Source organism: Winogradskyella psychrotolerans, assembly GCF_018860565.1.
Classification (GTDB): domain Bacteria; phylum Bacteroidota; class Bacteroidia; order Flavobacteriales; family Flavobacteriaceae; genus Winogradskyella; species Winogradskyella damuponensis.
Map to the genome: position 1 here is coordinate 160730 of NZ_JAHKPS010000029.1, position 20879 is coordinate 181608.

Sequence of the window (20879 nt, forward strand, 5' to 3'; positions counted from 1 at the left end):
TTAAAAAAACTAAAATTAAAATGAGTTGCCTATTTTTGTAAAAAAAAGATTTGGAAGTGCCATCCGTTAGCCATCAAGATATTAGGTTTAAAAATTTGTTAATAACTATAAAGCGTGAAGATTTAATTCATCCTTTTATTTCGGGAAATAAGTACCGTAAGTTGATCTATAATATTGATGAAGCTAAAAGGATAAATGCAACTTCTTTATTAACCTTTGGTGGTGCGTTTTCAAATCATATTGCCGCTGTTGCCTATGCGGGAAAACTATATGGGTTTAAAACGGTTGGTGTTATAAGAGGAGAGGAGTTAGCTTTAAAAACGCCATTAAATCCCACCTTACAATTTGCTAAAACCTGTGGGATGCATTTAGAATTTGTTTCTAGAACTCACTATAGGCAGAAAAATGATGACGATTTTATTGATGGATTAAAACGTAGGTTTGGAAACTTCTACCTTTTACCAGAAGGAGGTACTAATGCTTTAGCGGTTAAAGGTTGTGAAGACATTTTACAAGCTACAGATCATGTGTACGATTATATTTGTTGTGCGGTAGGAACAGGAGGTACAATTTCGGGACTCATAAACGCATCGCAGCCTCATCAGAAAATATTAGGTTTTCCGGCGTTAAAAGGTGATTTTTTACAACAAGATATTCGTAAATTTGCAAATCAAGATAATTGGGAACTGATAACAGCATATCATTTTGGTGGCTATGGTAAAATAAAGCCGGAATTAATTGCGTTTATTAATCAGTTTAAGAAAGCTTATGATATTCCGTTAGATCCTATTTATACTGGTAAAATGCTATTTGGTATATTTGATTTAATTGATAAAGGGTTTTTTCAAAAAGAGTCAAAAATATTAGCCATTCATACCGGAGGTTTACAAGGTATACCTGGTGTTAATCAAATATTGAAGCGAAAAAACCAGCCCCTAATAGAGCTATGAAAATGAAAGAAACCTATAAAACAATACTAGCAAGCACATGAAGTTTAGATATATAATTGTATTAATTGTAGTGTCTGCAATGAGTTGTGGTCCTAAAAAAGGTATTGTTACCAAACGAAAAAATGATAGGACTCATAAAACGGTTGTTGGTAAAAATGAGAAACCTAAGCCTAAAAAACGAACCGAAGTTCCTAGTACAACAACCCATAAAGCACCAAGTACTGTAGATGCTTATATTGCTATTTATGCAACGATTGCTAAAGACAATATGCGACACCATAACATACCAGCTAGTATTACACTTGCGCAAGGTATTTTAGAATCTGGTGTAGGTAGAGGGCGTTTGGCTGTAGAGGCAAACAATCACTTTGGTATAAAATGCCATGGATGGAAGGGAGCCAAAATTTACCATGATGATGACCGTTCACAAGAATGTTTTAGAAAATATACCAAGGCAGAAATGTCTTATGAAGATCATTCTAAATTTTTAACAGGCCGAAGTCGTTATGCGAGCTTGTTTAAATTACGACCAAACGATTATAAAGGTTGGGCAAAAGGACTAAGGGCTGCAGGTTATGCTACAGATAGAAAATATCCTCAAAAACTAATCAGTTTAATAGAGCGTTACCAGCTGCATCAATATGATGATGAGGTGCTTAGTGGTGCAACGACTGCTCAGACCAAACGAAAATCTACAACAATTATTGAAGGTAGGAAGACGTCTGTTATAAAAAAGCATACTGTTACAAAAGGAGATACCTTGTATTCGCTTTCAAGACTTTATAAAACTACTGTTGAGGCTATAAAGTCTCAAAATAAATTAAAATCAAATGACCTAACTATTGGTCAAGAACTTATTATTCCTAATTAAGTTATGTTATATCAAAGAAGTAGCGCTTTGTTTAAAGAAGCGCAAGAGGTGATTCCGGGAGGAGTAAATTCACCCGTTAGAGCTTTTAATGCTGTTGGTGGTACACCAATTTTTGCAAAATCTGCTAAAGGTGCTTATGTTTATGATGAAGATGGCAACCGTTTTATCGATTATATTAATTCTTGGGGACCAATGTTGCTTGGTCATGCATTTCCACCAGTTGTTGATGCTGTTATAGAAAAGACAAAATTGGGAACATCTTTTGGAATGCCTACAGCTATTGAAACAGAAATAGCAGAATTAGCTGTATCTATGGTGCCAAATATTGATAAAATTCGTTTTGTGAATTCTGGTACAGAAGCTTGTATGAGCGCTATAAGATTAGCAAGAGGATTTACTAAAAAAGATAAAATTATAAAGTTTGCGGGGTGTTATCATGGTCATAGTGATTCATTTTTAATAGCAGCAGGTAGTGGAGCTGTTACTTTTGGGACACCAAATAGTCCGGGAGTAACTCAAGGCACGGCAAAAGATACCTTGTTAGCGCGGTATAATGATCTTGAAAACGTAAAGGAACTTGTTGAAGCTAATACCAATGAAATTGCAGCTATTATAATAGAGCCTGTTGCGGGTAATATGGGGTGTATTCCTCCTGTAGATGGATTTTTAGAAGGCTTAAGACATCTATGCGATGCGCATCATATCTTATTAATTTTTGATGAGGTAATGACTGGTTTTAGATTGGCTAAAGGTGGAGTGCAAGAGCTAAAAGGTATTAAAGCCGATATTGTGTGTTTTGGTAAAGTTGTTGGAGGCGGCTTGCCTGTTGGAGCATTTGCGGCACGGAATGAAATTATGAATTACTTAGCGCCATTAGGTCCCGTATATCAGGCAGGTACGCTAAGTGGAAATCCATTAGCTATGGCTGCCGGATTAGCAATGCTTAAAGCCGTTAATGCAGATACAGGCTTGATGAATAGGTTAGAAGAAAAAACGAAATATCTTCATAATGGTATTGCTGATGCTTTAAATAAAAATGGAGTAGCACATACTATAAATAGCATTGGCTCTATGATTTCTGTTCACTTTGCAGAAGGAGCTGTGGTAGATTTTGATTCGGCTGCCAAAGGAAACAATGAGACGTTTAAAACGTTCTTCCACGGCATGCTAAATGCGGGCATTTATATTGCACCAAGTGCTTTTGAAACTTGGTTTATTACAGATGCTTTAACCTATGAAGATTTAAATGCAACCATTGCAGCTGTAGAACAAGTTGCTAAAACATTGTAATAAAAAGACTGTATCTTATAGTGGCATTTAGCTTATAAGATACAGTCTCTTAAATTTTGATGAGTTTAATGGAGTCCAAATGAATGTCTTCTACAATTTGGTTTGTAAATTTAAAATGTCCTCTCGTTGTTATTAATCTAAAACGATACGATTTTAATTGGCTTAATGTATTTAAAAATAGCCATTTAGATTTTAACAATCTTGGTTTTTGAGATTTTAAACTTAAATCAAAGATGTGTTTACGGCCTTCTTTTTCTGCGACAATATCTGGTGTAACTTCAATTGTACTTCCCCTTTTTAAATACGACTTTGGGGTTTCATAACCTTCAATATCGGCCTTGATATTAGAATAGCCTAAATTTTGCAGATAGGAAATGGACTGATTTAACTCATTTGCGTACTTCTCTTTGTCTTGTGTTATCATAACCTATAGTATACCAAATTTTATTGAGATACCCTAATTATTTTGGTTAAAACTTTGAAAAGCATGTTGTTAGGTTAAGAATGACCTGCCACCTACCACCTAAGACCTAAGTCTAAATCCTAACCTGTCCATTTCCATACACGTAATATTTATTCGTTACCAATTGGTTTAAGCCCAAAGGTCCTCTGTGGTGTAGTTTGTCTGTACTAATAGCGAGTTCTGCGCCAACACCCATTTGTCCACCATCTGTAAATCTGGTAGAGGCATTATGATATACTGCAGCACTATCAACATTGTGCATAAATTCCATGGCCTCGTCTGTGTGTTCTGTAATAATAGCAGCCGAATGTTTTCCAGAATAGGTGTTAATAAGATCAATAGCTTCTTCTAAAGTATCTACCTCTCCGATGAGAAGTTTTAGAGCTAGAAATTCTTCGTGCCAAATTTCATTGTTCGAAACCGTTTCTTTTTGAGGTAAAATGCTTGAGACCTTATCATCGACTAGAATTTCAACATGATGTTGTTCTAATTTTTCTTGAAGCATTTTTAGTTTGGTTTCGTATTCTGGAAGGTTTTTATTGATTAATACTTTGTCTAAAGCATTACAGCCCGAAATTTTATCTGTTTTAGCATTAATAATCACATTTACAGCTTTGCTCCAATCGGCATGTTCAGAAACATACAAGAAGTTATTGCCGCGTCCACTAACTAAAACGGCGCAAGTGGCATGTGTTTTTACAAAATTGATTAAACGCTCACCACCACGAGGAACAATTAAATCTAAGGGTTCGGTTGGGTTTTTAAGAAATTCTTGGGTTTCTTCACGTTTTAAATGCAATAGCTTAATCCATTCTTTAGACAAGCCATTTTCTTCTAAAGCTTGGTGCCAGCATTTTTCTAAAATAAGATTGCTGTTTAGGGCTTCTTTACCACCTTTTAATAAAATTTTATTATTGGCTTTAAAGGCTAAAACTGCTGCTTCAATAGTAACGTCTGGTCGCGATTCGTAAATAATAAGGATGGTACCAAAAGGAGCTGTAGTGTTTACTATATTTAAACCGTTTTTTAGTGTACGATTAGATAGTTCTTGTCCAACAGGATCTTCCTGATTCATAACGGCTTCAACCGCAGTAATCATTTCATCTACCTTTTTATCATTTACAATTAAACGCTCATAAAGGGCTTGGTCTTCTTTTTGAAAAGCCTCTAAATCCTTTTTATTGGCTTCGATAATGGCATGTCTTTCGTGTCCTAAAATCCTTATCATTGATTTGAGGACTTTGTTTTTTATACGTGTTTGTAATAGTTTCATTTTCTAAATTTTTATAATTGAGGGGTTTCTTTTAAGCACTAATAAATTTTGTGCCTACTGCTTTATTATTAATAATATCTATGATTACATTTTCGCGTTTACCATTGGCGATGTAAGTAGGTATGTCTTTATTTGCAGTGCCTTTGGCTATTTTTAATTTTGAGGCCATTCCGCCACGGCCTTCACCTTCTTTTTTATCAGAAGCCTGAACATATTGTTCGACATTCTGATTGGTTTTAACTTCATGTAATCTAATAGAATCTTCGTCGTCTGGATGTCCTGTGTAGAGTCCGTCTGTATCGGACAAAATGATTAATCGGTCGGCATCTAAAAGTTCGGCAACTAAACTTGCGAGTTCGTCATTGTCTGAAAACATAGACATGGTTAAGGATACGGCATCGTCTTCGTTGGCAATAGGAATGACGCCTTCGGACAATAAGCCTTCATAACAGTTAATCATATTTTGCCTGTGTTTTCCAGCATCAAAATCGCGTTTTGTGGCTAAAATTTGAGCACAATGCATGCCGTAATCATGGAAAATGCTATAATAATGACGCATCATTCTTGGTTGGCCAACAGCAGAATAGACTTGTCTTCTTACCGATTTATCCTTGATATCAGTGTCGCCCAAAACTTCCATACCTGCAATTGCAGAGCCTGAGGAGACTAAAATAACCATGATATCTTCTTCGTATAAAACGGCAATTTGCCTTACCAATTCTCTAAGTACTGGTCCTAATATTCTATTGTCTTTGTTTGTTAATACGTTGGTGCCTACTTTGACGACCACACGTTTTATATTGTTATTCATATGTTATTTGTCTTTGCCTAATTCTACAGCACGATCAAATGCTGCATAGGCTGCATCTTGTATTAATTGTTTTACATTATTGTCTTCCATAGAATCAATGGCTGCTTGAGTTGTGCCTCCTTTTGAAGCGACTTTAGCTATCCATGATTTTGGCGATATATTGTTTTGATTGAAGAGTTCTATGGCTCCTTCAAACGTACTGCTTACTAAGACTTTGGAATCGTAATCCGAAAAGCCCATTTTTAAAGCTGCTTCTAACATGGATTGCATAAAATAGAACACATAAGCAGGGCCGCTTCCTGAAATTCCTGTAGAGGCGTCAATAAACTTTTCCGTGTTAACATGAATGGATGTTCCTGTAGTGTCTAAAAGATTTCTTACCATGATTAGTTCTACTTTAGAAACGTCTGTAGATTCGGTGTAAGATGTGACGCCTTTGCCAACTTGTGCAGGTAAATTAGGCATGGTTCTAATGACTTTTTTTACGTCTAATTTTTGCTGAATGGTTTCAATAGTGACTCCTGCCATTAAGGACACAAAGATTTGACTGTGATTTATCATGGGTTTCATTTTTTCAAATAAACCATCACTGTGATACGGTTTTACAGCAATAAAGACAATATCTGCTTTTGGTAAGCAATCCTCTAGATTGTCAAAAACGTTAAATCTTGAATCTTGGCGTAAGGTTTCTATTTTTTTTGGATCGGTATCATATATTCTCAGTTTATGCTTATTAAGTAATGGCGATTCTGCCATACCTTCAGAATATGTTAAACCCATATTACCAGCTCCAATTACTAATACTTTCATTTTTTATTAAATTAATTCACCTTAATTACCACAAGGACTGTACGGAAGTGCCAAAATGAAAGATTGATTTTAAGAATTATGGAATCTTAAAATATTTGTGTTAATCATTGAGAAACTGTAAACTTATGAGAGGTATACTTGTGGAAATGAAAATCTTAAAATTTTACTAAACCTATAAAACTGACAGCCTGTCGGTGACAAATTGAGTGATTTGTATAAAAAAAACCTATCAAGTTTTATGTTGATAGGTTTATATAGGTGGTGTAAAACGTTTTTTACTTCTGTTAGGCTCAACCACGTGTTAACCAACCTCTTCTATTTGCTGTTGCAATAGCATAAGGTGTAATCCAGAATAAAGCAAAGGTGAATAAAATGCTATACGAGTAAGCCCAAAATCCTTGCGTGGTTTTATATTGGCTAGTAAAAAATAGTACAGAAAAAGTTGAAACCACTAAAATACTAACTAGGGTAGAGCCTAAAAATAATAAGGGATGTACTAAAACGAAGAACAGCATAGAGATTAATAAAGGATAGCTCATAAGTATTTTTACAAATTGGCTAATAAATAAAATCCGTGTAGCAGATTTTCCTTTGGCTCTAAAGTTTGTAAATACATATTTAGCCATTTCTAGGTTTTCTCTAACATTACTTCGTCCCCAACGGATAAACATTTTATATAGGCCTATATATTCTTCAGGAACGTTAGTGTAGGCCACTGCATTTTTCTGAAACAAAACGTGTTTACCTTGTTTTAAAATCATATTGGTCATCGCTCTGTCTTCTCCAATGTCTGATGGTTGTCCCATAAACGTTTGATTGATCCACTGTGGTAAACAGTTATGCACAGCAGTGCTTCTGTAAGCCGCTAAGGCTCCAGGAGTACAGAGTACAGAATTTAAGTTGCTTTCTGCAGAACGCACAAATTCAAAACTTAAAACAAAGCTAACATCTAGCATTTTAGGTAACATTTCCTTTTTGTTGTTTAAAACTCTAATATTACCAGCAACAGCTCCACAATTTTCGTCTTTAATAAAAGGGCTGACTAAATTTCTCAGTGTGTCTTCAGTAACGATAGAATCGCTATCTACGGTAACATATACATCACCTGTTCCTAAATTAAATCCGCGGTAAAGTGCATGACGTTTCCCTTGGTTTTTGGGTTGTTGGTATATTTCTAAACGGTCTCCTAATTTTTTTTTAGCATCTAGCATCCAATTCCAAGTGTCATCTTTACTGCCATCGTCAATAGCTATAATTTGTAATTTGTGTTTTGGGTAGTTGCTATTGTCTAAACTTATTAAAGTATCATACACTTGTTTACCTTCATTATAAGCAGGAACAATTACCGTAACGGTTGGTAATTCTTTGTCTGAAACAGAGGCAATAGGTTTGTATTTGTAATAATTAAAGGCCTTATAAATAAAAAATAAGGCTTTAAAGGCTAAGAGGGTAGTGGCTAAGATTATAAATGTATATCCAATAGTGGTACTCATTTTATCGGCGTTGAATTGTTCAAAGTCGCCATAAAAAACAGATAAAAAATAGATGCCTAAAAGCATGAGTAAAAATGTACTAAAAAGGACAATTTTGTTATTAGTGTTTTCTGTTTTTGATTTGCTGTTGAGAAACAGGTTGAAATTTTTGGATAGTTTTTTAGTAGTGCTTTTTGACGTTGATATTATTGTTTTTGAGAAGGTGTCTTTTGAAGCCATATATCTTGTTTTGTTGATGAGATGATTAAAACAGATGTACGTTTAATATTACAGTTTAGATTTTTTTTGAGTTTTATTTAACATTACAACTAAAACTGTTGGCTTAAGCAATTACTTATGTAAGTCTAACAATAATAGGGTTAATCAATAGGTGTAAGTCCTTGAGCACTAATGGTTCCGGATAAATACTCTCCTTCGTCGTCCCAATTTTCAAGGTACACATTGTTAAATGTTATTTCTACGGTATTTGTTTCAGGGCTTATATAATTTACTGTAAAGGACCCCAAATCTACGTTATAAGCCCATGCGTCGTCATATTCATCATAATTAACTGATGTATCTGGATCATAAGAAACCGACACCAAACCGTCTTCTAATTGATAGGTCATGCCTGTATGCATACCATCACCTAACACTCCGACAGAAACTCTTGGTCCAGTTGCGTAAACTCCAGTCATTCCGATTGAAACATAATACCTTTCGACTCTTACTTGACATGCTGGATACCTATCAGTATCACAAGTAAAGCTTTCGGGGAAATTTAGACTAGAACTAATAAATGAATTGTCTATTGCTCTAAACTTTGCACTAATATTAGAACTTTCTTCATCATAAATATAAAAGTATGCGGAGTTTCCAGGAGGCGAATGAGGAGATTTGCTGCCTAATTCCCATTCAAAAAATTCATAATTTAAATTAGGAACTGCGGTACATAAAAGCGAATCTCCAAAGCAGTAAGCTTCATCTCTATAATTAATTACACCAGTACCTAAAGGGAATACAGATGTTGTAATTGTAAGAGGGGTTTCACAATTGGGATTTCCATTATTAGTATTTTTACTACAACTACATAGCAAGAAAACGTAACTCATTATTGCGATAAAAAATATTTTAATTTTCATAATTGTGGCTTTACAATTCATAGTATTTAAAATTAAATAAGCAAAATAGTTACTCCTATACCTGATAATGGGTATTTTATAGTCTAATGATAAACAAGCCTAGTTGATTATACTATCGCATTTGGTATTTCTGAAATAATCAAAATAGAGCGCATAAAAAAACCTGTCAGGCTTAAAAACTTGACAGGTTTAATTGATATAAAAAGAAATTAGAAATTAATTTTCTTTCTTATCTTCTCTAGGTTTGCGATCATCACGTCTGTTATCACGTCCACGATTATCTCTTCCTCTGTTATTATCACGTCCACCAGAACGTTTATCATCTCTTGGTGGTCTTGCTACATAACCTTCAGGTTTTGGTAAGATTGCCTTACGAGATACTTTTTCTTTACGAGTTCTAGAATCGATACCGAAGTATTTAACATCAAAAACATCTCCCATGTTTACCACATCAGATACATTTTCTGTACGTTCCCAAGCTAATTCAGATACGTGTAATAATACTTCGTTTCCTGGTGCAGCTGTATATTCTACTACAGCACCAAAATCTAACATCTTAATTACTTTTACTTCGTAAATGCTACCAACTTCAGGCTTAAATAAAATAGCATCAATTTTTGCCATTACAGCATCGATACCTTTTTTACCAACTCCTAAAATTTCAACAATACCTTCTTCAGTCACTGGGTCTTCGTTAATAACGATAGTTGTCTCAGTTTCTTTTTGCATTTCCTGAATTACTTTTCCACCAAGACCAATTAAAGCTCCAATGAATTCATTAGGAATACGTCTTGTTACCATTGTAGGCGCATGTTCTTTAACATTTGCGTTTGGTGTAGCAATGGTATCGGTTAATTTTTCTAAGATATGTAAACGACCATTACGAGCTTGTTTTAGTGCATTTACAAGAATTTCGTAAGACAGACCTTTTACTTTAATGTCCATTTGACAAGCTGTAATACCATCTGCAGTACCTGTTACTTTAAAATCCATATCACCAAGGTGATCTTCATCTCCTAAGATATCAGATAATACAGCGTATTTTCCAGAATCGGCATCAGAAATTAATCCCATAGCAATACCAGAAACAGGTTTTGTCATTTGTACACCAGCATCCATTAATGCCATTGTACCAGCACAAACAGTTGCCATAGAAGAAGAACCGTTAGATTCTAAAACTTCAGATACTATTCTTACAGTGTAAGGACTCTCGTCTGGCACCATACCTTTTAACGCACGTTGTGCTAAGTTACCATGTCCAACTTCTCTACGAGACGTTCCACGAATAGGTCTTGCTTCACCTGTACAAAACGGAGGGAAGTTATAGTGTAAATAGAAACGCTCTTCACCTTCTTGAGAAGGCATATCTATTTGGTTTGCATCTCTAGAAGTACCTAAAGTTACTGTAGCTAATGCTTGCGTTTCACCACGTGTAAAGATTGCAGAACCATGTGTTGATGGTAAGTAATCTACCTCACACCATATTGGTCTGATTTCGTCAGTCTTACGACCATCTAAACGTAACCCTTCGTCTAGGGTTAAATCTCTAATAGCCGCTTTTTCTGCTTTGCGGTAATACTCAGATACTAAACCACCATAATCTGCTAATTCTTCTTCAGAAAATGTAGCTATAATATCTTCTTTTATTTGTTGAAAAGCAGCACTTCTTTCGTGTTTAGAAGAACCAGCTTTTGCAATAGCATATACTTTATCGTATGCCATGTCATGTACTTTCTTCTCTAAATCTTTGTCTTCTCTTTCTGGTTCGTATTCACGAGTTGCTTTCTTTCCAAAGGCTTCTGCTAATCTTACTTGAGCAGCACATTGTACTTTAATTGCTTCGTGAGCAAACTTAATAGCATCTGCCATTTCTTCTTCAGAAATTTCATCCATTTCACCTTCTACCATCATTACAGAATCTGCAGAAGCTCCAATCATCATATCGATGTCAGACGCTTCTAGTTGCTCAAATGTTGGGTTAATGATGAATTCTCCATTAACACGACCAACTCTAGCTTCAGAAATTGGGCATTCAAATGGGAAATCTGATAATTGAATAGCTGCCGAAGCTGCTAAACCTGCCATTGCATCTGGCATTACTTCTGGATCATGAGACATTAATTGAATCATTACCTGAGTTTCAGAATGGTAATCTTTTGGGAATAACGGACGTAAAACACGATCCACTAAACGCATGGTTAATACTTCTCCATCACTAGGTCTTGCTTCTCTTTTAAAGAAACCACCTGGATAACGGCCTGCAGCAGCAAATTTTTCTCTGTAATCTACCGTTAATGGCAAAAAGTTAACATCTTTTTGCTCGTAGTTGGAAACAACTGTACATAATAACATACATTTTCCTGATTGAACAACAACAGAACCATGTGCCTGTTTTGCTAATTTTCCAGTTTCGATAGAAATTTCTCTACCATCACCAAGGTCAATGACCTCTTTAAATACCTTTGGAATCATAAATTTTTTAATTCTAATTCTAACGCATTATTGCTCGTTAGAATAATGTTAAACAATGGTCGTTGTGTTGTTGTGTAGTAGTTGTTGTATGACCAATGAAAAACTGTTAGTCCTGAAGTCGATTCAAGATCTAGCTTCTTCAATTTTGGTTTTTATACTCGTCCAAAACCGAGTTGTTATATAACAAAAAACCACGCTGTTAGGCGTGGTCTTTTTATTGAGATTATTTTCTTAATCCTAATTCTTTTACTATCGCACGATATCTTAAAATATCTTTCTTAGTTAAGTAATCTAATAAAGCACGACGCTTACCTACTAACTTTACTAATGAACGCTCAGTATTAAAATCTTTACGATTGTTTTTTAAGTGCTCAGTTAAGTAATTGATTCTGTAAGTGAATAAGGCAATTTGCCCTTCTGCAGAACCTGTGTCTTTTTCGTTTTTGCCATGTTTTTTAAAAATGGCTTCTTTTTCTTTTGGGTCTAAATACATTCTAATATTATTGTAAATGATTGTTATGTACACGAAAGCTTCTCTTTCGAGCGGCAAATATACTATTTTTTTGTGATTTGGTATTTTTTTCGTAACTTTTTGATGTTGAAATTACGATTAGAAATAATTTAAGTCAACAAACCCTTATTAACTGATAGCTTTCATATGGTTTAATCCTTATTAAATATAATGTATGAAAGTTTCAAATCATCTACAGGATTCTTCTAATGCGCACGATGTTTTAGAGCGTATATTTAATAATACTTATAATGGTATTGCTATCGTAAGCTTAGATGGAAATTGGTTAAAGGTTAACGAGAGTATCTGCGATATTTTTGGATATACAAGATGGGAGCTTTTTAATATGGACATTAACAATATTGTCTATGCTCAAGATCTTGGTGTACACGAGCATAAATACGAAAAACTTATAAATGGTAAAATTGATAAGTATCGTGTAAAACAACGCTATTTTCATAAAGACGGTTCCATTATTTGGTTGTTAATCTATGTGTCCTTGGTTTATTTTAAGGAAGGACGTGCACACATGATTTGGCAATTTACAGATATTACTAAGAGGCAAAAAAATCAAGATAAGCTAAAATTGATGCTTAGTGTTGCCGAAGAACAAAATGATAGGTTGCGATCTTTTGCTAATATTGTGACTCATAATCTAAGATCGCACTCTGGTAATTTATCCGTTCTTACCAATTTTTTAGAGGAAGATTTTTCTGTTTTAAACCAAAATGAGAATTTTCAATTATTAAAACAAGCTGTTGAGAATTTACAGGAAACCGTTGCTCATTTAACTCAAGTAGCAAAAATTAAAGAAATTGATGCTTCTAAAATGCAGGTTCTTAATTTATATGATTATGCCGAAAAAGCGACTTATAATATTATTGCTTTAGCTCAAAATGCAGAAGCCATAATTTATAACGAAATTGATGAAGATGTTTGTGTAAAAGGCATTCCAGCCTATCTTGATAGTATAATTCTAAACTTTCTTACAAATGCTATTAAGTACAAATCTGAAAAAAGACATCCAATTATAGAATTAAGCTCTCGAATTGAAGCCGATGCTGTGGTATTGGTAATTAAGGATAATGGACTTGGGATAGATTTAAATAAGTTTGGAGATCGGCTTTTTGAGATGTATAAAACGTTTCACAATAATGAAGACGCCATTGGCATTGGTCTTTTTCTTACTAAAAATCATATTGAATCTTTAGGCGGCAAAGTAGAAGTGCAGAGTGAAGTAGACGTGGGAACTGAGTTTTCTATATTTTTTAAGAAAGCTTAATACGGAAACACGTTAATTATTAAAACAAAAAAAAAGAGGTTGATTACACCTCTTTTTGTTTTTTTATGATCGTATTGGTTGATTTTTTATTAAATCGATATACAAATTCACTTTTGATTTTAAATCTTTACGATGGGTTATAAAATCTAAAAAGCCATGTTCTAATAAAAATTCTGAAGTTTGAAATCCTTCAGGTAATTCTTTACCCGTTGTATCTCTTACAATTCTAGGACCTGCAAAACCAATTAATGCTCCCGGTTCTGAGATATTAATATCTCCTAACATTGCAAACGAAGCTGTTGTACCTCCAGTTGTAGGATCTGTACATAATGAAATATAAGGAATGCCAGCATCTGCGAGCTGTGCAAGTTTAACAGATGTTTTTGCTAATTGCATCAGAGATAAAGCAGCTTCCATCATACGTGCTCCACCAGATTTACTAATAATCATTAAAGGAGTTTTCTTTTTTAAGGCATAATCTGCAGCTCTGGCAATTTTTTCACCTACCACAGACCCCATAGAACCACCAATAAAGCTAAAGTCCATACAAGCAATAACTAAATCGTTGCCTTTAGATTTACCAACAGCAGTACGTACTGCGTCTTTTAGGTTTGTTTTAGCTTGAGCCGCTTTTAAACGGTCTGGATATTTCTTAGTGTCTTCAAATTTTAAAGGATCTTTAGAAGTTAAGTTCGCGTCTAATTCCTTGAATTTATTATCATCAAACAAAATTTGAAAATACTCATTACTTCCAATTCTTACGTGGTAGCCATCTTCTGGACTTACATAAAAATTTTGTTCTAGTTCTTTGGTGTCTATTATTTTTCCAGTAGGAGATTTATACCAAAGTCCTTTGGGAGTATCTTTTTTTTCCTCTGTTGAGGTTTGAATGCCTTTATCTTTTCTTTTAAACCAAGCCATATTAAGGTTACAATTTTAATCCTTAGATTATACTAAGGATAGGTTTACGATTTTGATTTTAATAATCCGTAATCGCTACTTTTAATTCGTTATAATTTGCAAATGCAAAGTGTACAAAATTACTATTTTATTAAATATAACTCAAAAATAGGAATAGCTATCTCAAAAAATGAAATTATATATAAATAAAAAACCCGCTAAAACTCTGATTTTAAGTTCTGACGGGTTTTAAAAGTTGTTGAAAAAAATTATAATGTGTCTACATTATTTAAATCTTCGAATGCTTTTTTAAGTCTTGCAACAAAAGCTTCTTCACCTTTACGAAGCCAAACACGAGGGTCGTAATACTTTTTGTTAGGAAGGTCATCTCCGTCTGGATTACCAATTTGTGTTTGCAAGTAGTCTTTTTTATCTTGAATATAATCTCTTACACCACTCATAAAGGCATATTGCATATCTGTATCGATATTCATTTTTATAACTCCATAGCTAATACCTTCTCTGATTTCTTCAACTGTAGAACCAGATCCGCCATGAAAGACAAAATCGATATGGTTATGACCAACACCGTATTTTTTTGAAATATAATCTTGAGAATTCTTTAAGATTTTTGGAGTTAATTTTACGTTACCAGGTTTGTAAACACCGTGAACATTACCAAAAGCAGCAGCAATAGTAAATTGATCGCTTATTTTACTTAGCTCTTCATATGCGTAAGCAACTTCTTCAGGTTGTGTGTATAGTTTAGAATCATCAACATCTGTATTATCAACACCATCTTCTTCTCCGCCTGTAATACCCAATTCAATTTCTAAAGTCATACCCATTTTGCTCATACGCGATAGGTATTGTTTACAGATTTCGATATTTTCTTCAATTGGTTCTTCAGACAAATCAATCATGTGAGAACTGTAAAGTGGTTTTCCTGTTTCTTTAAAATGTTGCTCACTAGCATCTAATAAACCATCAATCCAAGGTAATAATTTTTTAGCGCAATGGTCTGTATGTAAAATTACAGGTACGCCATAAGCTTTGGCCATTTGGTGCACATGTTTTGCTCCAGCAATAGAACCTGCAATGGCAGCTTTTTGGTTGTCGTTGCTTAAACCTTTACCAGCATTAAAAACGCCTCCACCATTAGAAAATTGAATAATGACTGGTGCATTTAATGCTTTTGCAGTTTCTAAAACACCATTTATAGAACTAGACCCAATAACATTTACTGCAGGTAAGGCAAAGCCTTTTTCCTTAGCTAGTTTAAAAATATTTTGAACGTCTCTTCCGGTTGCAACTCCAGGTTTAATATTATGACTCATAATTTTATAATTGAAAAAGTTTAGATATCAAAAATACATAATTTTGAGTATTTATTAGACGAGAATTGCCATAAATAACCGAAAACGTTATCGTTTTTAATGCGGTTTGAGTTTTTCTAAAAAAGAATGATTAAATCTTATAATGAAAAACTTCAAAAGGATTTTTATTAAAATTTAGAAAGGATAGTTAATACCAATGTTGTAAACTGCATTTCTAAAGTTATAAGATTTAAACCAGCGATTGCCTTCATCATTAGAAGGGTCGTAAGTTTTAAAACCAATATCAAAACGCAGCACAAAGAAGTCAAAATCGTAACGCAAACCAAAGCCTGAGCCTATTGCAATATTTTTTAAAGAATCGAAACTGGTTAAGGTGGCTGCGTCTTCTTCTACGTTATCTAAAACATTCCAAATATTACCAGCATCTATAAACACAGCACCTCTAAATGCGCCAAATAAACTAAAGCGTTGTTCTGCACTTAAATGAAGTTTAAAGTTGGCTTCGTTAAATTCGTTTGTAGATTTAGATCCTCCAGGTCCTAAATTATATGCTGTCCATGCTCTATTGTCGTTAGGACCTCCTGCAAAAAAACTTTTTGAAAAAGGAATACTATTAGAATTGCCATAAGGAATAGCAATACCTGCATAACCACGAAAGGCTAATACATTTTTTCTGCCTAAATCTACATATTTTACATAGTCTATATCTGTTTTTATGTATTGCGAAAATGCCACTCCAAAAATTTCGTAATTATCGGCATCGTTTTTAGGTGATCCTAAAATACTAGAAATATTAGATAGTAAATTACCAGCTAATTCAATTCGCCATTTAAAAACAGAGAAATCGTTATCAAAAATGTTTTTACGCTTGTCTTTTTTATAATTAAAACTTGTAGAAAAAATAAGGTTGTTTTCTGTGAGTCGCTCTTTGCGTTCTTCGATGTTGTTTACGGTTAAATAGTCATCATCATTTGATGTTAAGCTTGTATTGCCAGCCAAAACCTCATTGATGAAGACATCTGCAGGTTCGTACCTGTTTGTTGTTGATGTTTCATCGTACAAACTGCTGTCATTACCTATATATCCTATGTCTTGAGCAATAGAATTTAAGCGTCCAAAAGAATTTTGGTAGACTCCAAAGTAGTTACTTGTATTTAAGTTTTTTACAAAATTTACATTAAACAATTCTAAGGTATTAGTGACAGTATTAGATGGAGACCAATTGTAACTAAACATACCAGAAAGCGTTTGTTTATCTAAACCTATATTTTGCTGGCTCGTAGCTGAAACATTTATAATGGTATTTGGAGACGTATACTTAGGGATGATTTTGTCTGTATTAAAAGGACTAAATAATCGTGGTATTGTTAGACGAATATTACCACCAAATTCATTAATGTCAAAAAAAGCAGCTTCAGGATCATTTCTGTTTTTTGAAGCTCCAATAGCTGCAATTCCAGAGATTTCTAAAGTTTCTGCACCTTTAAAAATATTCCTAATTTTTAAACCTGTGCTAAAAGAGAAGCCTATGGTTTGTATGTTACTTTGATTAATTTCAGGATCAAAACTTAAAGCGTATTTTTTCTTAGGTTCTAAAAAAATATTGGCTGTTAATGTTGTGTCTTCTTCGTTTTCAATATATTCTATGTTTGGGTATCTAAACATTTGTAAATCGTTGAGGTAACGCGACGTTCTACTTCGTGCTAAATCACTATAAATGTCGCCTTTATTAATAAAAACAGCATCAGTTAGTGCTTTGGGTCTAAACCTTAATTTTTCTTTACTGTAGAGGTTAAAGTCTTTGTATGTTGTTGTGTCTACTATAGGTTTAAAGCGGTTATTAAAATTATCATCTGTAAAAATATTAACCTCTTTTATTTTGTAAATTTTAAAAGGTGTAGTGGTTGTAGAATCATCACCTCTAATGGTTCTGTTGGCTATGATTAAATCGGTATGGACTTTATGATTGGTCTTAATTGTATCCATTTCAAAACGGATATAATCTTGTCCAAAATAATAAAAACCAGCATTTCTCAAATAACTGTTAATACGTTCGCGTTCGTTCTCATAATTTTGTTCGTCGTATTGTTCTCCTTTTTTTAGTAATGTTGTTTTACTAAATTTATTGTAGAGCGAATCAATAGCAGGACTACTTATAAAAGGTTTTAGCGAATCTAAAATATAAGGCTTATGTTTTGTGACTTTGTAAGTTACTTGGGCAAGTTTATTACTATCTTTTTCTACCTCGTAAGTTATTTCGTTGTTAAACCACCCTTTACTATAGTAATACTTTCTAAGATTGCTAACAGTTTTAATGGTTTTGTTTTCATCATAAATTACAGGAGCTTCACCCGTGCGTTTTAACCAAGCATTAAAATTGCGTTTAGATTCAATAAGATTATCAAATTGCTTTTTGGAGAGAAGTGCGGTTTTTCGTTTTACTTTAGACGAGTCACTTAAAATATTAGCATTGATTATAGAATCTATGTTAGGTCTGGCGAGATTGTAGATATAGAGTTTTAAAGGAAACCCAAAAAACTTTCGCATACCAGAATTGGTACGTTGTGTAATGATATTGTTAATGCGTTCATTATTTATTTTATCTCCATCCTCTAAGATGGTATTACTTGTTATAAGATGTTCGTCTGCTTTAACACGTTTTACAACGTTACAAGAACTTAGTAATATAATACATAGCCAAAGCAATACATTGCGGTGTCGCACATTGTAATTGGTAATTGGTATTAAAGTGAAATCTTGTAAACTCAATTGAGATATCTTAATTTTAAATGACGTGTTAATGAAACAAAAATAATACCATTTCTTGTTATGAAATAGCAATCACTTTAATTTAGAAATCAAACAACACTAAAAAAGAATTATTAATTAGTATTAAGGGTTTCGTCTAACAAATGTAAAGACATTTTAAAGAACTCATGTTCACTTTTTTTATTTAAACTAAAAATGATGCTTTTGTTTTTAGAAGAATTCTTTTTTATACTTCGTACTAGTGTTACAAAGTCATAAAAAGATGAAATATGAGAGCAAAATGATTATTTTGCAACAAATCAGAAAAAGTTACGATGAGTTCAGCGTTATCAAAGAATCAAATAAAGTTCATAAAGGGGTTAAGTCAAAAAAAGAACAGGCAACTAGAACGGTTGTTTATAGTTGAAGGTATAAAAGGGATTTCAGAATTTCTAAAATCTGATTTTAAGTTGAAAAGTTTATTTACGACAAAATCCATTTTTGAGGCTCCGAAAGATTTAGTTTTTGAAATTTCAGAAGTTGAATTAAAAAAAATTTCAGCATTAAAAAATCCTAATACAGCCTTAGCTGTTTTCGAAATTCCAAACCAAGAATCAACACAAGAAAAGGGGTTAATTGTCGCTTTAGATGATGTAAGAGATCCAGGTAATTTAGGAACAATAATTAGGCTTTGCGACTGGTATGGTGTTAAAGACTTGGTCTGTAGTTATAATACTGTAGATTGCTACAATCCTAAAGTTGTACAAGCTACAATGGGCTCTTTGACGCGGGTAAATGTGAAATATGTGAACTTAAACGACTATTTAACATCTTGTAAGACTACTGTTTTTGGTACTTTTTTAGAAGGAGAAAATATCTACACTGCAGATTTACCTACTAAAGGTATAATTGTATTAGGGAATGAGGCCAACGGCATTTCAGAATCCATTGAAGCCGAGGTGTCAAGGAAAGTAACAATTCCTCAATTTGGTCATATTAAAGCAACAGAAAGTTTAAATGTGGCCAATGCCACAGCAATACTATTAAGCGAATTTAGGAGACGTACTATTGAAACGTAAAATTAATAAAAATACCTCTAGTTTGCATTTTAGAAATATTACCTGTCCACGGACTGTTTGGATCTACATCTTTAACGATTTCATCATTCATAGCAAAAACACCACGAATTGAAGGGGTGAATTTAAAATAGAGTAGGTAAAGGTCTATACCAAAACCAAGTTCATAGAAAAATGTGTTTTTTGTCATTCTAAATTCTCCAGAACTATTGTCGTTTGGGTTGTCTTGATTACTAGACAGGTTTAAAGCGGTAGAAATCCCTCCAATAATAAAGGGTTTAAAATTGTTAATACGTTTGGTAGATACTTTTAATAATAGTGGAATGTGAACGTAAGTAGATTTGACTTCTCTTAGCAAATCAGAATCATTAAACTCCATGCCTTCAAAATAACTTTCGTCATAACGCAAATTCCTAGTGGTAAAGAAAACACCAGGTTCTAATCTTAAATTTAAATAATCATTAATTCTCATGTCTCCAATAAGTCCTAAATGAAAACCAAAAGACTTATCAACCAGAATATCTTCTAAGTTTTCATTATAATCAAAATTAAAGTCATACTGATTAAAACCAATGAAATATCCCCAAGACAAAAACTTTTGATCAATATTGTCTGGATTATTAGCCACCTTTTCTTTGGTAAAAAGTTGAGCAGTAACGTTTTGACACGTTAATAAAAATAGTACTAGATATATTATTTTCCTCATATTATGCTTTAGATGCTGAGTAGATTGTCGCTACTCCCATAGTTTGTGGTTTGTGTTCCACATTAATAAACCCAATTTTTGATAAAATATTGTTTAAAGCTTCTCCATAAGGGAAAACAGAGGCCGATTCACTGAGGTAACTATAGGCTACTTTATCTTTAGAAAATAATTTTCCTATAGTTGGCATAATTAATTTACAATGGAAGTTGTAGCCTGCTTTATAAATAGGGTTAGTAGGTACTGAAGTTTCCAAAATAACGAAAATACCATTGGGTTTTAAGACTCTTAAAATTTCTGCTAGTCCTTTTTCTAAGTGTTCAAAATTACGAACTCCAAATGCTACAGTAATAGCATCAAAAGTGTTGTCTTCAAAAGGCAAATCTTCAGAATCTCCAATAACCATCGAGATTACGTTATCTAATTGCTTTGCTTTAATTTTTTTGCGTCCAACTTCTAACATGCCATCGCTAATATCTAATCCAATGATCTCTTTAGCATTTGTTGTTGTTAAACTAATCGCTAAATCGCCTGTTCCTGTAGCAATATCAAGAATGTTTTCAGGATTATTTTTAGCCACTAATTCTACAACTTTGTTTCTCCATTTTACATCAACACCAAAAGAGATGACACGGTTTAAGCCATCGTATTCTTTAGATATTGTATCGAACATTTTAGTAACCTGAACCTTTTTGGTTTGGTCACTATCTTTATATGGATTTATTTTTTTGGTCATTAAAAATTTTTTGCAAATATACTAAGAAGTTA

At 33.5% G+C, this 20879-nt stretch carries 18 protein-coding genes; 5 read left to right on the plus strand and 13 right to left on the minus strand.

Features of this window, described 5'->3' with window-relative positions; all coding sequences use genetic code 11:
• Window positions 1–95: 95 nt before the first annotated feature.
• From KO504_RS16100 to hemL, 3 genes are read left to right on the plus strand one after another with little or no spacing between them, the layout of a single operon-like run.
• The gene (locus KO504_RS16100) at window positions 96–950 is read left to right on the plus strand and encodes a 1-aminocyclopropane-1-carboxylate deaminase/D-cysteine desulfhydrase (protein ID WP_252723723.1); all 855 of its coding nucleotides are present in this window, start codon (window positions 96–98) and stop codon (window positions 948–950) included.
• Window positions 951–987: 37 nt separating this feature from the next.
• Window positions 988–1821, plus strand: a complete 834-nt coding sequence (locus KO504_RS16105; RefSeq protein WP_215928552.1) for a glucosaminidase domain-containing protein — start codon at window positions 988–990, stop codon at window positions 1819–1821.
• A 3-nt stretch (window positions 1822–1824) separates the two neighbouring features.
• Entirely contained in the window at window positions 1825–3111 is a 1287-nt protein-coding gene (gene hemL, locus KO504_RS16110) for a glutamate-1-semialdehyde 2,1-aminomutase (protein ID WP_215928553.1), read from the plus strand.
• Between the two features lie 49 nt (window positions 3112–3160).
• Here hemL and KO504_RS16115 read toward each other — a convergent pair whose 3' ends face one another.
• The 8 genes from KO504_RS16115 to rpsO all read right to left on the minus strand — a co-directional run bounded on the left by KO504_RS16115 (window position 3161) and on the right by rpsO (window position 12047).
• Window positions 3161–3535 carry a hypothetical protein gene (locus KO504_RS16115; protein WP_215928555.1) on the minus strand — a complete coding sequence of 125 codons (375 nt, stop codon included), beginning with the start codon at window positions 3533–3535 and terminating at the stop codon, window positions 3161–3163.
• A 112-nt stretch (window positions 3536–3647) separates the two neighbouring features.
• Window positions 3648–4847 carry a glutamate-5-semialdehyde dehydrogenase gene (locus tag KO504_RS16120; protein WP_215928557.1) on the minus strand — a complete coding sequence of 400 codons (1200 nt, stop codon included), beginning with the start codon at window positions 4845–4847 and terminating at the stop codon, window positions 3648–3650.
• Between the two features lie 31 nt (window positions 4848–4878).
• A complete protein-coding gene (gene proB, locus KO504_RS16125) occupies window positions 4879–5658 on the minus strand; it encodes a glutamate 5-kinase (protein ID WP_215928560.1) in 780 nt (259 codons plus the stop codon).
• Window positions 5659–5661: 3 nt separating this feature from the next.
• Window positions 5662–6468 (minus strand): pyrroline-5-carboxylate reductase, encoded by an 807-nt coding sequence (gene proC, locus KO504_RS16130; protein WP_215928562.1) that lies wholly within the window; start codon window positions 6466–6468, stop codon window positions 5662–5664.
• 290 nt (window positions 6469–6758) lie between these two features.
• Entirely contained in the window at window positions 6759–8180 is a 1422-nt protein-coding gene (locus KO504_RS16135) for a glycosyltransferase (RefSeq protein ID WP_215928564.1), read from the minus strand.
• A gap of 140 nt (window positions 8181–8320) precedes the next feature.
• Entirely contained in the window at window positions 8321–9082 is a 762-nt protein-coding gene (locus tag KO504_RS16140) for an InlB B-repeat-containing protein (protein WP_215928565.1), read from the minus strand.
• A 216-nt stretch (window positions 9083–9298) separates the two neighbouring features.
• Window positions 9299–11554 (minus strand): polyribonucleotide nucleotidyltransferase, encoded by a 2256-nt coding sequence (locus tag KO504_RS16145; protein WP_215928567.1) that lies wholly within the window; start codon window positions 11552–11554, stop codon window positions 9299–9301.
• Window positions 11555–11777: 223 nt separating this feature from the next.
• Window positions 11778–12047: a 30S ribosomal protein S15 gene (rpsO, locus tag KO504_RS16150; RefSeq protein WP_215928972.1), complete on the minus strand. Its 270-nt coding sequence runs from the start codon at window positions 12045–12047 to the stop codon at window positions 11778–11780.
• 193 nt (window positions 12048–12240) lie between these two features.
• Between rpsO and KO504_RS16155 the strand changes: the two genes are divergently transcribed.
• Entirely contained in the window at window positions 12241–13347 is a 1107-nt protein-coding gene (locus KO504_RS16155; protein ID WP_215928569.1) for a sensor histidine kinase, read from the plus strand.
• 63 nt (window positions 13348–13410) lie between these two features.
• Here KO504_RS16155 and accD read toward each other — a convergent pair whose 3' ends face one another.
• The 3 genes from accD to KO504_RS16170 all read right to left on the minus strand — a co-directional run bounded on the left by accD (window position 13411) and on the right by KO504_RS16170 (window position 18353).
• Window positions 13411–14268, minus strand: coding sequence for an acetyl-CoA carboxylase, carboxyltransferase subunit beta (gene accD, locus KO504_RS16160; protein ID WP_215928570.1), 858 nt, complete (start codon window positions 14266–14268; stop codon window positions 13411–13413).
• Between the two features lie 248 nt (window positions 14269–14516).
• The gene (gene fbaA, locus KO504_RS16165) at window positions 14517–15584 is read right to left on the minus strand and encodes a class II fructose-bisphosphate aldolase (protein ID WP_215928572.1); all 1068 of its coding nucleotides are present in this window, start codon (window positions 15582–15584) and stop codon (window positions 14517–14519) included.
• Window positions 15585–15758: 174 nt separating this feature from the next.
• Window positions 15759–18353 (minus strand): BamA/TamA family outer membrane protein, encoded by a 2595-nt coding sequence (locus tag KO504_RS16170; RefSeq protein ID WP_252723724.1) that lies wholly within the window; start codon window positions 18351–18353, stop codon window positions 15759–15761.
• Between the two features lie 314 nt (window positions 18354–18667).
• Here KO504_RS16170 and KO504_RS16175 point away from each other — a divergent pair, with 314 nt between their 5' ends.
• Complete coding sequence (locus KO504_RS16175; protein ID WP_215928573.1) at window positions 18668–19411, plus strand: TrmH family RNA methyltransferase; 744 nt, start codon at window positions 18668–18670, stop codon at window positions 19409–19411.
• Here KO504_RS16175 and KO504_RS16180 read toward each other — a convergent pair.
• Entirely contained in the window at window positions 19398–20114 is a 717-nt protein-coding gene (locus KO504_RS16180) for a porin family protein (RefSeq protein WP_215928575.1), read from the minus strand. The genes KO504_RS16175 and KO504_RS16180 overlap by 14 nt on opposite strands.
• 1 nt (window position 20115) lies before the next feature.
• Entirely contained in the window at window positions 20116–20847 is a 732-nt protein-coding gene (gene ubiE / locus KO504_RS16185; protein ID WP_215928577.1) for a bifunctional demethylmenaquinone methyltransferase/2-methoxy-6-polyprenyl-1,4-benzoquinol methylase UbiE, read from the minus strand.
• Window positions 20848–20879: the final 32 nt, after the last annotated feature.